This window comes from Maribacter caenipelagi (assembly GCF_004364175.1).
In the GTDB taxonomy this organism is placed as follows: Bacteria; Bacteroidota; Bacteroidia; order Flavobacteriales; family Flavobacteriaceae; genus Maribacter; species Maribacter caenipelagi.
Genome location: NZ_SNZW01000016.1, coordinates 446,438 through 459,982 on the forward strand (window position 1 = coordinate 446,438; position 13,545 = coordinate 459,982).

The 13,545-nt window shown below is 32.8% G+C and carries 14 protein-coding genes; 2 read left to right on the plus strand and 12 right to left on the minus strand.

The features are described 5' to 3' along the window. Window positions 1–22 precede the first annotated feature (22 nt). A complete protein-coding gene (locus tag DFQ03_RS14355; RefSeq protein WP_133673860.1) occupies window positions 23–1,075 on the minus strand; it encodes a response regulator in 1,053 nt (350 codons plus the stop codon). 3 nt (window positions 1,076–1,078) lie between these two features. Further along, window positions 1,079–2,590, minus strand: a complete 1,512-nt coding sequence (locus DFQ03_RS14360; protein WP_133673861.1) for a sensor histidine kinase — start codon at window positions 2,588–2,590, stop codon at window positions 1,079–1,081. A 93-nt stretch (window positions 2,591–2,683) separates the two neighbouring features. Between DFQ03_RS14360 and DFQ03_RS14365 the strand changes: the two genes are divergently transcribed. Further along, complete coding sequence (locus DFQ03_RS14365; protein WP_166637478.1) at window positions 2,684–3,085, plus strand: hypothetical protein; 402 nt, start codon at window positions 2,684–2,686, stop codon at window positions 3,083–3,085. Window positions 3,086–3,151: 66 nt separating this feature from the next. On the opposite strand, the gene DFQ03_RS14370 is transcribed toward DFQ03_RS14365, so the two are convergent. The 6 genes from DFQ03_RS14370 to DFQ03_RS14395 form a co-directional block, all read right to left on the minus strand. Beyond that, window positions 3,152–3,355, minus strand: a complete 204-nt coding sequence (locus DFQ03_RS14370) for an SDR family oxidoreductase (protein ID WP_133673862.1) — start codon at window positions 3,353–3,355, stop codon at window positions 3,152–3,154. Window positions 3,356–3,601: 246 nt separating this feature from the next. After that, complete coding sequence (locus DFQ03_RS14375) at window positions 3,602–4,708, minus strand: MBL fold metallo-hydrolase (RefSeq protein WP_243834513.1); 1,107 nt, start codon at window positions 4,706–4,708, stop codon at window positions 3,602–3,604. A 326-nt stretch (window positions 4,709–5,034) separates the two neighbouring features. Then, on the minus strand, window positions 5,035–6,090 hold the full coding sequence (gene arsB / locus DFQ03_RS14380; protein ID WP_133673864.1) for an ACR3 family arsenite efflux transporter: 1,056 nt from the start codon (window positions 6,088–6,090) through the stop codon (window positions 5,035–5,037). A gap of 2 nt (window positions 6,091–6,092) precedes the next feature. Further along, window positions 6,093–6,722 (minus strand): arsenate-mycothiol transferase ArsC, encoded by a 630-nt coding sequence (locus DFQ03_RS14385; protein WP_133673865.1) that lies wholly within the window; start codon window positions 6,720–6,722, stop codon window positions 6,093–6,095. 23 nt (window positions 6,723–6,745) lie between these two features. Further along, a complete protein-coding gene (locus DFQ03_RS14390; RefSeq protein ID WP_133673866.1) occupies window positions 6,746–7,213 on the minus strand; it encodes a DUF6428 family protein in 468 nt (155 codons plus the stop codon). A gap of 66 nt (window positions 7,214–7,279) precedes the next feature. Next, window positions 7,280–7,609, minus strand: coding sequence for an ArsR/SmtB family transcription factor (locus tag DFQ03_RS14395; protein WP_133673893.1), 330 nt, complete (start codon window positions 7,607–7,609; stop codon window positions 7,280–7,282). A gap of 285 nt (window positions 7,610–7,894) precedes the next feature. Here DFQ03_RS14395 and DFQ03_RS14400 point away from each other — a divergent pair, with 285 nt between their 5' ends. Then, complete coding sequence (locus tag DFQ03_RS14400; protein WP_133673867.1) at window positions 7,895–8,524, plus strand: helix-hairpin-helix domain-containing protein; 630 nt, start codon at window positions 7,895–7,897, stop codon at window positions 8,522–8,524. A gap of 84 nt (window positions 8,525–8,608) precedes the next feature. Here DFQ03_RS14400 and DFQ03_RS14405 read toward each other — a convergent pair whose 3' ends face one another. The 4 genes from DFQ03_RS14405 to DFQ03_RS14425 all read right to left on the minus strand — a co-directional run bounded on the left by DFQ03_RS14405 (window position 8,609) and on the right by DFQ03_RS14425 (window position 13,254). After that, complete coding sequence (locus DFQ03_RS14405; protein WP_133673868.1) at window positions 8,609–9,043, minus strand: hypothetical protein; 435 nt, start codon at window positions 9,041–9,043, stop codon at window positions 8,609–8,611. A 131-nt stretch (window positions 9,044–9,174) separates the two neighbouring features. Next, on the minus strand, window positions 9,175–10,320 hold the full coding sequence (locus DFQ03_RS14410) for an alpha/beta fold hydrolase (protein ID WP_133673869.1): 1,146 nt from the start codon (window positions 10,318–10,320) through the stop codon (window positions 9,175–9,177). Between the two features lie 1,403 nt (window positions 10,321–11,723). Continuing rightward, window positions 11,724–12,347, minus strand: a complete 624-nt coding sequence (locus DFQ03_RS14420) for a hypothetical protein (RefSeq protein ID WP_133673870.1) — start codon at window positions 12,345–12,347, stop codon at window positions 11,724–11,726. 301 nt (window positions 12,348–12,648) lie between these two features. Then, a complete protein-coding gene (locus DFQ03_RS14425; RefSeq protein ID WP_133673871.1) occupies window positions 12,649–13,254 on the minus strand; it encodes an EndoU domain-containing protein in 606 nt (201 codons plus the stop codon). Between the last annotated feature and the right edge of the window lie 291 nt (window positions 13,255–13,545).

Here is a 13,545-nt window from a genome sequence, read left to right on the forward strand (position 1 = left end):
AATGATATTTATCAGATATCGTTTAATTTACATATTGTAAAGCTTTAAGTTCTATTATTTTAATATTACGACCTTCAATAGAAATTAAGCCTTCTTTTTTAAAACCAGATAAGGTGCGTATTAAACTCTCAGTAGCTATACCGGCCACACTGGCAAGGTCGTTTCGTGAAATTCTAATAGGTTCATCTGTTTTGCTATTCATAATATCGGCAAATTGCAATATGGTTTGTGCCGTTTTTCTACGAACCGAACTATATGCCATTTGTAGTAGTTGAGCTTTAATGTTGGAGATGCTTTCTGATAAAAGCTCCATAAGTTCTAATGAAATGGTTTTGTTCTCGTTGAGTATGTCTTTTAGGCTTTCTTTTGATATACCTGCTAATTCGACATTCTCTAAAGCAGTAGCAGATTCTTGGTAAGGAACATTGTTTAAAAATGAAGTAAAGCCCAAAAAGTCATCTGCTTTAGCTAAAGATGTTATTAATTCTTTACCATCAGAATCCATACTGTAACATTTAACGAGTCCTTTTAAAACAAGGTAAATTTTGTTTGAGCGAGAACCTTCTTCATATATGTTCTCTCCTTGTTTAAAGTTTATGAGCTCACCATTATCATCAAAAAAATTTTTAAGTTCATGAATGGTACGCATTTCATTTTCTGAAACACCATGTTCTTTTGAAGTTTCATCTTGCATACGTACCAGAAGTTCAGCTTTTGCCAATCTACTCTCTACGGCACTCATTAGGTCTTCTTCTTCAAAAGGTTTGGTTAGATAATCATCTGCACCCAAATCCATTCCTTTTCTAATTTCTTTATGTTCTGTTTTTGCAGATAAGAAAATGAAAGGTATTTGTTTTGTTTTTTCGTTGTTCGAGAGATTTTCTAAAACTCCATACCCGTCAACCTCTGGCATCATAATATCACAGATGATCAGGTCTGGTATTTTCTCTATGGCAGCTTCAATACCAATTTTACCGTTTGATGCCGTGATTACATCGTAATCGGCTAATTCTAAAAGTTCTTCAGTATTCTCGCGTAAGGCTTTGTCGTCCTCAATCAATAAAATTCTTTTCATCTTTTAGTTGGTTTTTAGTTTCGGTATATAAAGAATAAATGTTGATCCTTTGTTTTCCACACTTGAAAATTCAAGACTGCCGCCTAAGTTTTCAATATGCTGTTTTGCAATATTTAAACCTATTCCCGTGCCTTGTGTCAATAAAGCGTTCTCTGCTCTAAAATAACGATTAAAAATATGTTTTTGCTCCTCTTCTGGTATACCGATTCCTTCATCTATTACTTTAATGGCGTATCCAGTAGTTTCAATTTCTACTTTAATATCAATAGTAGATTCTTCAGGAGAATATTTTATGGCATTGTGTATTAAATTAGATAATGCTAATTCTAAAGTCTTTTCATCGAATTGGATGTTTACTTCATCAATATTTTCTGGGTAGCGAATCTGTTGTCCAGATTTAAGTAACATGTTAGAATTATATACTACTTCATTTACAATTTTACTTAGCGGAAATTCTTCAATTTTATAGTTTACTTTACCAGATTCCAAGCGTTCTACAGATAGAAAATCATTGAGAATGGTATCTAAATATTTTACCTTGTTTTTTATGGTGGTTACGTGCTTATCTCTTTTTGGTTGTTGTTCTGTTTCGGTATATTTTCCTAGTAAAGTAATGGATGTTAAAATACTACTTAGCGGAGTTTTAAACTCATGAGATACAAGTGACAAGAATCGTGTTTTCAATTCATTGAGTTCTTTTTCTACGGCAAGAGCCTCTGTGAGCTGATGGGTGCGTTCTTCAACTATGTTCTCTAAATTTTCTGTATAATTATTTCTTTCTGTGATATCTAAAATAAAAGCTACAAAAACATTCTTGTCACCTAAATTTGATAATTGAAGATGAACTTCAACGGGGTACGTAGTTCCATCTTTTCTACCATGTCTAGTTTCAAATTTAACTTTGGCGGTCTCATTTTTTAATAAGGGTGATATTAAATTTTCGAACTGAGGAATATCTATTTCCGGTTTTATATCTACCGGGGTCATTTCATAAAGCTCATCAATTGAGTAGCCAATATTTCTTTGTGCTTCTTTGTTTACATTTAAGAACTTGTAGGTTTCGGCATCGAATACAAAAATTTCATTTAATGACTCATCAAAAATACGGGCCCAATGGCTTAGTTCTTCTTCTTTGTTTTTACGCTCTGTAATGTCTATTACCAATGCCATTACATAAGTTGCGCCATAAAACTCAAACGGATTTAAACCTGCCTCTACAGGAAACTCTTTTCCATTTTTACAGATTCCATATAAATTTCTGCCATGTCCCATTTGACGCTTATCACTTTTAGCAATAAAATTCTCTACATGAGCATCATGACCTGCATGGTATCTTTTGGGAATAAGAATATCTAAAGGCTTGCCAATTAGTTCCTCTTTTTCATAGCCAAACATTTGCTGAGACGATGTATTGGTAGCTACAATTATTTGGTCGGCATTTACCACTATAATACCTTCAGAAACACCTTCTGAAAGTAAATTAAAAATGTCACTATTTTCCTGAAAATCCTGCATATATCAAATATATAGATTACTACTGATTATTATCATATAAAAACCGCACCCAACTTTTTATTTTTACTGGGTATGTAACTAAAACAAGGTAAAATGGAAAATACAGCGAAAACAATGAACGGACTTTATGAAAATTTAGGTAAATTATTTTATGCCGTGGCTATATCTGACGGTACCGTACACAATAATGAATGGGAAAAAGTTAAGGAGTATGTAAAAGAAGATTGGTTGTATATAGATGATTTTACAGATCGCTATGGTACCGATGCCGCAAACCAAATAGAGATTGTTTTTGATGTGCTAATGGAGACTGAAAAAAGTAGTGAAGAATGTTTTGATGAGTTTAAAGATTTTTATGAAATTCACCCGCATGCATTTTCTGATAAAATAAAATCATTGACCAAAAAGACGGCCAAGGCTATTACAAGCTCATTCTCTGGGAATAATAAATCTGAATTAATAATATTGGCTAAAATCGATCTTTTATTGAACTAGGCCTGTTTCATCAAATTTTTTATGTCATTGTCCGCATATATTTTTTGAACCATTTCGCTATAAAGTTTAGTGAACCTTTCTTATGAAAGCAAGTGGGTCGGATTTGGTTTTACCTGAGGTACTTTCTAATTGTTCTTGCATAGCGCAAATAATTTGAAGTGAATTTGCGCCTTTATCAGTTGCCTTGTCGCTGTGCATACAAAACGCGATTTCTTGTCCAATGCCTCTAGATGCACCGGTTATAATTACTACTTTATCATCTAATTTCATAGTGTCCGTTTAATATGAATATGAAAGGCAACCTTAGTCGAAGTAGTGCCTTATTTTTTCCAAAATGATTTAAAATAATCATCATTAAAAAGCCCAAATGAGTAAATCATAAGTGTTTTTAATGGCATTCAAATTTAAAGAACAACTTCGTACCATAAAGATGCTTATTTAAATACTATGTAAATCGATTTTGATTATGTTTAACCTATTCTTAACGGTACTAATCTTTGCAGTTGTCTGTATAGATTATAAGCTCTTCCACCAATCAGAGTAGTTGTTTACGGAGTCTTTAACTATAATCTCTTGTCCTATTTGGGGTGAAATTACTTCAATATTCAATTCAACCGCTTTTGCTTCAACTCTTTTAATAGGGTCGGTCCATTCATGTAAGGCAAGTTTAAAACCTGCCCAGTGAATTGGCATTATTTTTTTTGCTTTGACATCGATACCGGCTTGAGCAGTTTCTTCGGGCATCATATGAATATCAGACCACATTTCGTTATACTGGCCACATTCCATCAAGGCAAGATCAAAAGGTCCATATTTTTCTCCTATTTCTGTAAAATGGGAGGCATAACCACTATCTCCGCTAAAAAATATGTTTTCATTTTCAGAAGTAATTACCCAAGAGCTCCATAAGGTGCTTTGAGCATTATTTAATCCTCTGCCAGAGAAATGCTGGGCCGGCGTACAGACGAATTTTAAAGAACCGAACTGTGTCTCTTGCCACCAATCCATTTCTGTAATATTAGCATCAGAAACTCCCCATTTGGTCAAATGGTTACCAACACCTAGTGGAGTGTAAAAATGATTTGTTTTATCCTTGATCTTTAAAACCGATTCATAATCTAAATGGTCATAGTGATCATGCGAAAAAATAACCGCATCAATCTGTGGTAGTTTATCAATCGAAATCGGGAATTCTTTATTAAATCGCTTTTCACCTAAAAGTGGGTGAGGGGCTGCCACTGCGCCGAACATGGGGTCGATTAAAATATTCTTTCCATCAATCTGCAATAAAAAAGAAGAATGACCGAACCATATCATTCTTGCTACTCCGTCATAATCGGCTAAATGTATAGAATCTATTTTTTGAGGAATTAAATCGGCTTTAGGGCGACCGTTTGGGACCTTAGTAGTGAAAAATTTATATGCCAAACCTAGCTTGCCAGATAACTCTAGATCTTTTGGTACTGCTTCCACATTTCGAAATTTACCTTCTCTAAATTGTTGTGATTGTTCATAGGTCAATTTTTGACTTTCGGAGCTATTACCACCAAAACTGGGGTAGAGATTGGTTAATGCGAGAACAAATATGGCCAATAGACCTATTATAATTAAAGTGGTTATCATTATATTTTTTATAATTTGTATTATCATATAAATTTTCTTTGCCCTTTTCTTCTTGTGTTTATAAGCTAGGTGCTATCTCGAAATAATTTTTTCAAAGATAGTATATCGATGTAACCGCATTATCTTAAAAGGATAGGTAAGTTGATGCTTATAAGCAACGGTAAAGATATTAATGTAGTTGCCAGTAATTTTACACTTATTGGTGATTTTGACACATAAATTGGTAATGAAGTTTTTTTAGACTTGTAATAGTATTTTTGTAGTCCATAAAAAAAGGTCAGGTTTTAATCCTGACCTTTTAAAAAAGATGTTTGTAACTAGTTAAATTATGCTGTTTTAGGGGTAGAACTACCAAAGTATTTTTTCTTTAGCCAAAAAGATACTTTCACCAAAAATATTAATGCTGGTACTTCTACCAATGGTCCAATAACACCAGCAAATGCCTGACCAGAATTTAATCCGAAAACTGCTATTGCCACAGCTATGGCTAATTCAAAATTGTTTCCGGCTGCGGTAAAGGCTACCGAAGCTGTTTTATCATATTCGGCACCTGTTGCTTTGGTAAAGAAAAATCCGATAATGAACATTAAGGTGAAATAAATCAATAATGGCACTGCTATAATTAATACATCCATTGGTATTTCAACAATAAGCTCGCCTTTAAGAGAAAACATAATGACTATTGTAAATAACAGCGCAATTAATGTCATAGGTGAAATTGCAGGTATGAATTTGTTAGTATACCATTCTTCACCCTTTAATTTCACTAAAATCAGCCTACTTAATATTCCCATTAAAAAAGGTAAGCCTAAATAGATGGCTACACTTTCTGCAATAGTACCAATTGATATATCTACTATAGCACCTTCAAACCCGAAATAGGGTGGTAGTACGGTAATGAATATCCATGCATAAAAGCTATAGGCAAATACCTGAAAAATACTATTCAGCGCAACCAAGCCGGCGCCATATTCGCTGCTGCCTTCCGCAAGGTCGTTCCATACCAATACCATTGCTATACAACGTGCCAAACCTATTAAGATTAGACCTACCATATATTCTGGATAGTCGGATAAAAAAGTAATGGCAAGTATGAACATTAAAACAGGACCGATAATCCAATTTAAGATTAATGAGATCGAAAGAATCTTCGTATTTCTGAACACCTTAGGCAGCAACGCATAATTTACCTTTGCCAAGGGCGGATACATCATTAAAATTAAACCAATAGCTATAGGAATGTTCGTAGTGCCACGATTGAATGTATTGATGATGTCTGGAAAAGATGGTACAAAATAACCGATACCCACACCAAGTGCCATGGCAGTAAAAATCCACCAGGTTAAATTTTTATCTAGAAAGCTTAGTTTTTTAGATGCCATTTTTATTTAATTTGTGAGAATATGTAAAACAATTCAGTAGCGATCTGTATACTCCTTTCAGCATATTTTTCTGCTTGCTGCGGCGTGTTGTCAAATGCCTTTGGGTCTTCAAAAGTTATGGGAACCCGCTTTTCTGCACCAGCAATAAAAGGGCAACCACCATCTGCTTGTGAACATGTCATTACCGCAGCGAATTGAGAAGTAGGATTAAAGGAATCTTCATATGATTTAGAAAAGCCAATTACCGGATGCTCATTCTCAGAGAACTTGATAGCATACACAGGATTGCTTGTATCGGATAACTTTTGAATCTGAAATCCTTGATTTTTTAATGTCTCTGCAACCATAGGAAATAACGCCGTTGCTTCGGTGCCGCCTGAGTAGCAATACACATTTTTAATGCCGTAATAATTTGCCATGGTCTGTGCCCATACCTGAGATAGGTGACTTCTTCTGGAGTTATGTGTGCAAATGAAGTTTATTCTAATTTCTTGGTCATTAGTAGTTTTCTCTTTTATAAAATCTACCAAGGGCTGTAAAACAATTTTACGTTCTGACGTAATTGAATCAGGATCTAATTCTTTGATTAAATTCTCAATTTTTGGTAACATATTGGTTTTTGTAGTTATCATTCTTTATAATGTTTATTGTTATGTTAACAGCAGTTTCCGTCAGGTGCGCAACAAGGTTCGTTATTGATTTCAGCAAGTTTTATTTTTGGTTTTTCTGCAGGTATACCACAGTTGTCTTTAGCCAAACAATCTGTTTGTTTCGATGTTAATACGAAATTTGAACCGTCAAAATCGAGTCCGAATTTCTCTATCGTTTGTCCTTGGTATTCTACTTCAATTTCTAAATCTTCTATACCCAATACCTTCTCAGATAATTCAATAATATTTATCAATTTTTCTGGGTGTAACCTGTGGTCGTAATCATTTGCATTCCATAATTGAAAATTTACGACTTCTTCATTTCGGACCGTACCACCACAATCGATAAAATTCTTGGTTATTTTACCAACCTCTGTTACATGAAAGTGATTTGGTACCAGTTCACCATTTGGTAATAAAAAGGCTATAGTTTCTAATTCAGCTAAATGTTTTTTAATTTTTGATAGTTTCATAATCTTAATTTTAAATTATATATTATTTATTAATCGTAATAATGCGATAAATGGAAGTAAATTTTTTTAGCAACAATCTGTATTTGAAATATCTTGATCTAAAAATTCAATCATGATATCTTTCATGTTAGACCAGTTATCTTTATTTATACAATAGCAAACACTGGTGCCTTCTACATTACCTTTTATAAGACCTAATTGTTTTAGTTCTTTCAAGTGTTGAGAGATGGTAGGTTGGGCGAGGCCTATTTCATTCACCAAATCTCCACAAATACAGCTGTCTAGTTTAAATAGATATTGTAAAATGGCAACGCGTGCTGGGTGACCAAATACTTTGGCGAACAGAGAAATCTTGTTCTGTTCATCGGTAAACATTTCCGTTTTTGCTAATCCCATTCTTTCATTTAATTGTTTCATTGCAATATTACGATATAAAAATTATATTGAAGTAAATAAATTGTTATTTTTCTGAGCTATCGTTAACACTATTTAATTCTTTCTCTAAAAGTAACTATAATCATAACAGAGAATTAATAATATGTTTCCGTGCCTTTTAATAAAAAAATTTACGGGCAGTCAAAACCTTAACTTATTGGTAAAATATTCTAATTACTTAGTGCAAACTTTTGAAAATGAGTAATTTCTATGTAACTTTTATCTAGAATTAAAACACTACAGAAAATGGCATTAACAAAAGTGACAAAAGGAAAGGGTACGCATACTACCGTTACGTTTACTGTTGGGGAAAATGAAGCTCCGAGCGTAGCAAATGTTATATTATTGGGAGACTTCAATGATTGGCAAACAAACGATAGTTCTTACCGAATGGAAAAAAAGAACGGGTCTTATGTAAAAAGCATAAAACTTGAAACAGGAAAACGTTACGAGTTTAGATATTTGAGCGAAGATAAGGGTTGGTTCAATGATCATGCTGCAGATGCGTATGTGCCTTCACCGTATTCGGGTATTGATAATAGCGTTGTAGATTTAACTGCTTTGCCGGCAAAAAAGAAACCAGCAGTTAAAAAGGCTGCAGTAAAAAAATCTACTGCCAAAGCTAAAAATGATGATTTAAAAAAGATTGAAGGTATCGGACCAAAAATTGCATCTATCTTAACTAATCAAGGTATTGGAACCTTTGCAAAATTAGCGGGTGCGTCTGTAAAAACACTTGAAGGAATTCTAAAAGAAGCCGGACCACGTTATACCATGCACAAACCTGGTTCATGGCCAAAGCAAGCTAAATTAGCTGCTTCTGGTGATTGGGATAAATTGAAAGTATTACAAGATAAATTAGACGGCGGTAAATAATTGCCAAAACCAAACATAACAAAAAGCCCTAAGGTATATTCTTAGGGCTTTTCCTTTACTATACAGTCGTTTGATTAGAAGCTATTATTTCATGGCAGTTTGATAATCTATAATGAACTTCTTCATCATTGCTTGTAGTTCCATTTTATCTTTCTTACTCATTTTTATAATAATAAGCCAAGCTGTACCAATGTTTTTAGGAGCAAAAGTTGAAAAGTTTTTAAGCACGACCAAGCCCTTTTCTTTTGGATAGAATGTGAGTCCTTTTTTGGTGATTTTTATATTATCAGCGTCCATTTTCAATACAGAGAAAGTAAGCATCGTTGAATGTTGAAGTCCATTAAAGAAGTAAATATTGCCTTGCGTTGCATTAATTTTTGCATAATAATTTCTGTTGCCTTCACTATGCCCCTCTATAAATTCATTGATTGCTTTTACTTGTGTTTGTAATTCTTGAGCGGTACTCGTTTTTACAAATGCAATCATTAAAACGATAACGATAATTACTTTTTTATACATGATAGTTAATGGTTTAAGTTGAATTTAGCAAACGTCTTTAAAGGTCATTTGTTGAGTGAAACGCAATTGAGGTTATAATTTGATTTTGGATGATTTGTTTGTGATTTATGCTCTCAAACTTATTTACTTGATTATTCTTTTGATTTCAATTTCAATAGCACCTCTTTCCCATGTTCATTATCAGGGTTTAACGCGATAGATTTTTCATACATTGCAATAGCTTCTGTTTTTTTATCTGCCATCAACAAAGCTTCACCATAACTATCATATGCATTTGCACTTTCTGGAAATAATAGGGTAGTTGCTTTAAATATGTCAAGAGCCTTGTCTAATTCTTGCGTTTGTAAAAATGAATAGCCCAATGCATTTAAATCATATTCTGATCGATTATGAACCTTTGTTTCAATTGATAACTCCATAGCATTATCTAATGCTTTTAGTAAGACCGCATATTGTTGGTTTTTATCTAATGTTTCTGAATAGGTCTTAATGATGGCGTTGATAACTAATGCAGGATTATCTTGAAATATAGCATGACCACTGCTTTTAGCTATAATGTTAGTTATATTATTGTTTTGCTCGCCTAAATCTACATGGACTTTTTTCCATCTATTAGAATATTCTTCTGGATATACTGGAGCAGATTTATCTGGAAAAATATTTGTTATAGTAATGTTTTCAGGAAACTGTGTATTTCTTAAGGAACGCATAATTTCATTGTAATTGAAATTCAGATAATAATCGCCAGTGCCTTTTGGTATGGTATTTATGTCAACAAACATATCTCTCATGGCTAAGAAATCTTCATTCCAGAAATTACTAAGAGTAGCATCTATTAAAATAATCGATTTAACTTTCTTCGGATGTTTATTTGCGTATAGTAGATTGTAAAGTCCGCCGTAGGAATGTGATACTAAAATAATATCATCATCGTATCCCAATTTTGCAAGTCCGGTTTCTAATTCCTTTATTCCGTTTTCAATTCCGAAATCTGAGTCGTTCTTTAATGTTGAATTCAATTCACTTTGTCCGAAACCTGATCTGTCATACGTAATTAGAGTTGTACCAGTAACTTTGTGTATTCTTTCTAAAATAGGTGCCCAAACAGAACTATCATCTCCTCCACCGGCTTCAAACAGAATGGGAGTTCCTTCACCTTTCATAATATTGAAATGCATATTATAGCCACCAATATCTACTAATGTATCTAGCGTTTGAGAATGTATAGTGAACGATAGAGAGAAAATAGCCAAGAAGGTAAAATAGAAGTTTTTCATTTTTGGTTTGTGGTTTATAGTTCTGGTAATTTACAATAATTCAACCTGTAGTAGCTAAGCTTTCCTCTTTGTCAATTGATAGCACAAGTAAAAAGTTCACAATCAATCCGAGTATTCCAACATATACAAATACAATTTGACCCTCTTCATATTCATCTTTTTTTAAAAATAAGTACCTTTTGTTTTTTAACTTGTACTAAATCGGTATTAATATTTTCATACGGTAGGTAGGTGTCAAAGTAATTTATGGTAAGTGTATCACCTATATTGATACTGAAAGAAAGGTTTTTATAACCTTTAAACCATCTTTTTACGCCAACCTTGTAGTCAAGGTTATTTAGTTTTATATAGAAACATTTCGTTTTTTTTCTATAAGTGTTTAAATGGTTATCAATTCCTTTGTGAGTCACGACACCTTGAAGTTCTATGGTTTTTTCAAGTTTAATATTTTGCCGATTTAAACCTGCCCCATATTACTATAAGATAAATTATTGATAAGACGCCTAGAACAGATAGTTCAAATATTTTTTTGCGTTTACTCAAATCGTAGTTTTATTATTGTAATGTATTTTGCTTAGCGTATTTACGGAAGTTGAAATTATTTGTTTCTCTTTTTGCCATTAGCTAAAATGATTGCTCTTTTTCATCTTCTTTTTTGGAAAGGATGGGGTTATTTAATTTTAACGCTCAACCTTACGTGTAAATTTTTATTTGGTAAGCTAGAAATAAGCAACTGAATATGATTGCTAAGTTTATACTTGCTCTAACTACCCACGAAAATTTTGAGTAATCAATTTTTAAATAATCACTTATAATTAATACAATACCCATAAATAGAAACCATGGAGTCAGCAATAGAATAAATTTTCGTTTTAGTAGCATAATAACTAGATCATGTACTAAGCCACAGAAGGCAAAAGTGATTATCAGTGATAATGCCGAGGGTAAGATGAATTTAAGTGGTTTGAATATATATTTACCTAGATAGAAGCCCCAAACCGGATTCCAATAGTGCCAGAATATTGAAAATTTTCCTGCCCCGAGAGAACGACTTAACATATTACGAAATGAATCGCTGTTCCCTAATGGAACACCATTTCTTCTTTTAACGTAATCGTATAAATTCAAATTAACGGTTTGTAAGTTATTAGTTTTAACTTTAACGGTATTGTGTATATAGCTCGTAGCGTGTAAGTTAGCGATAACTTTTCGGGTAAGCACGAGCCGAATTTTTTAATTTTCTTATTACTTTTTCTTTTCAATAAACCAAATTAAAAAATTTGGCGGACTTGCAAATGCGCCTTAACTTCGATTAATCAACTGATTAACTATGAGCTACATACGTTGTTTAACACTATATTTTTTCTTAAAAGTTATAGGATTAACAGAAAAGCCAATCATTTTTATTGACAGTTTTTATTGTAAAAATCTACTACTTGGAAAACATATTTAAAGTCTTTTTCCATTATTTTTTTCTCAATTTCTGGACAGTCAGATAAGTAGCGACTAACTGTTTTTTTCGCTACATGACCTAGCATACTATTTGCAGGTGTGAAGAATCTGTCCTCAGCTTTCTTAATTAAATCAACAGACCTTAGGTCATTATTGTCGTGGTCTATCCATTCCAATTCATAAAGTGATAATTTTCCTTTCGTAATTACTTTTAAAAAGTATTGAACACTATTAGGGTTAATATAATATTTGGTGTCAAGATAACGACCATTCCTAAATAGTTTAGTTTCCTGATCTAGTTTAAAGCTTTCATAATCATATCCATCTACTCTGTAAGAAAGCACCTTTTTTCGTTTAAATCTTCTTTTTCTTCCATTAGTGTCTGTAAGCCTTATTTTTTTGTAAAATTCACTAAATACATATTGCTCTTTGAAATAATCAACCTTTCCGTACAGTGTATCACCCGTAACCAATACAATATTATCTAATGTTTTATCATTGGGAATAGATAAAGTTCTACAAGATGAAATACAAATTATAATGACAAGACAGAATAGGCTCCTTTTTAATTTCATTCTATAATATAGCTTTTCTTTTGGATTACGATTTTTTTGGATATTGTATACAACGTTTCTGCTCTTATGTTTGGTTCTAAGCTCAGTCCGGTTAGTATGGATACCTTTCGTTTACGTCTGCGCACGAAGCTAAAGCTTATTGTTTTGATTTATTTTTTTCTTTTCTAAAGCTAAACCCATTCCCGATAGCTATCGGGATTAGCGTTTTTATAAACCTGCCTGCCGGTAGGCAGGTATACACAGACCTTTCGGTTTTGCCCTAAAGTCCGCATTACGTTTAGGTTGTGTTAGGCACAGGCTTTTATATCAAGGGGTAAATTGATTTTAGTAGTCCGTTTTTAATTATAATTTCAACCTTGATTCCAGATTCCGTTTTAGACTTATAAACGTTTAAAGTCCCAAACTTTTTATTTTTATTTTTTACCGCAAATAAACATTCATGGAATAACTTATTGTAAGTCCATGTTAAAGGGAAGAATGTGCTAGGTTTTTCCTTTTTTGTCCATCTATTCATCTCAGAGTCATAAAACTCTATTTTGGCTTCAAATACTCCGAACTTATTCTTTTTAAAAACTTTTTTAATTTTTACTAATTCTTTATCGTAAAAATGAATTCCAGTAATTCTACGATTTTTAATTTTCCCTTTACTACAATGTTCTATCAATTCTATAAAGTCAGGTGAAACACGAGTATTTTCATTTGTAAGGGCGAAATCTTTCATCACGTGGATATTCTTTTCCAAACAAATCTGTTGAGCCCTTTTTGGATTTGTTATTAGAAGTTTTTGAAAGATTTTGGAATCTTTTCGAAGACTTGGGATGTCTTTAAATGGTCCTTCATCTTTATCTTCTGCATACTTGATTTGGTAAATGATGGGAACCTTTGATATTGTAGTACCAACTTTCAAGCCTTGTTTGTTCGTACTAAATGTGTCTTCGTGTATATAATATTGAAATTCCAACTTTATTTTTTGAGCTTGTGCCTAACGTGTTTGTATATGGTTTGTTGCGTGGTTTAACACTTAATTTAGCAAATAAAAACCGAATAGAAAGTCCGCGAGGACTTTCGTAAGTATGCTAGAATTAGCAATAAATTATATACGGCTTAAGTTTGATTCCCTAACTTTTAGGATATAAATCAGAAAGAACAAAAGAGAGAATTAAGGTTACTATATACGGTGAAGCTTCAGACTTCGACA

What these genes read in the sequence shown, in the direction of transcription:
- DFQ03_RS14355 (WP_133673860.1), bottom strand. Translation starts at nt 1,075, where the DNA reads ATGAAAAGAATTTTATTGATTGAGGACGACAAAGCCTTACGCGAGAAT.
- DFQ03_RS14360 (WP_133673861.1), bottom strand. Translation starts at nt 2,590, where the DNA reads ATGCAGGATTTTCAGGAAAATAGTGACATTTTTAATTTACTTTCAGAA.
- DFQ03_RS14365 (WP_166637478.1), top strand. Translation starts at nt 2,684, where the DNA reads ATGGAAAATACAGCGAAAACAATGAACGGACTTTATGAAAATTTAGGT.
- DFQ03_RS14370 (WP_133673862.1), bottom strand. Translation starts at nt 3,355, where the DNA reads ATGAAATTAGATGATAAAGTAGTAATTATAACCGGTGCATCTAGAGGC.
- DFQ03_RS14375 (WP_243834513.1), bottom strand. Translation starts at nt 4,708, where the DNA reads ATGATAACCACTTTAATTATAATAGGTCTATTGGCCATATTTGTTCTC.
- arsB (WP_133673864.1), bottom strand. Translation starts at nt 6,090, where the DNA reads ATGGCATCTAAAAAACTAAGCTTTCTAGATAAAAATTTAACCTGGTGG.
- DFQ03_RS14385 (WP_133673865.1), bottom strand. Translation starts at nt 6,722, where the DNA reads ATGATAACTACAAAAACCAATATGTTACCAAAAATTGAGAATTTAATC.
- DFQ03_RS14390 (WP_133673866.1), bottom strand. Translation starts at nt 7,213, where the DNA reads ATGAAACTATCAAAAATTAAAAAACATTTAGCTGAATTAGAAACTATA.
- DFQ03_RS14395 (WP_133673893.1), bottom strand. Translation starts at nt 7,609, where the DNA reads ATGGGATTAGCAAAAACGGAAATGTTTACCGATGAACAGAACAAGATT.
- DFQ03_RS14400 (WP_133673867.1), top strand. Translation starts at nt 7,895, where the DNA reads ATGGCATTAACAAAAGTGACAAAAGGAAAGGGTACGCATACTACCGTT.
- DFQ03_RS14405 (WP_133673868.1), bottom strand. Translation starts at nt 9,043, where the DNA reads ATGTATAAAAAAGTAATTATCGTTATCGTTTTAATGATTGCATTTGTA.
- DFQ03_RS14410 (WP_133673869.1), bottom strand. Translation starts at nt 10,320, where the DNA reads ATGAAAAACTTCTATTTTACCTTCTTGGCTATTTTCTCTCTATCGTTC.
- DFQ03_RS14420 (WP_133673870.1), bottom strand. Translation starts at nt 12,347, where the DNA reads ATGAAATTAAAAAGGAGCCTATTCTGTCTTGTCATTATAATTTGTATT.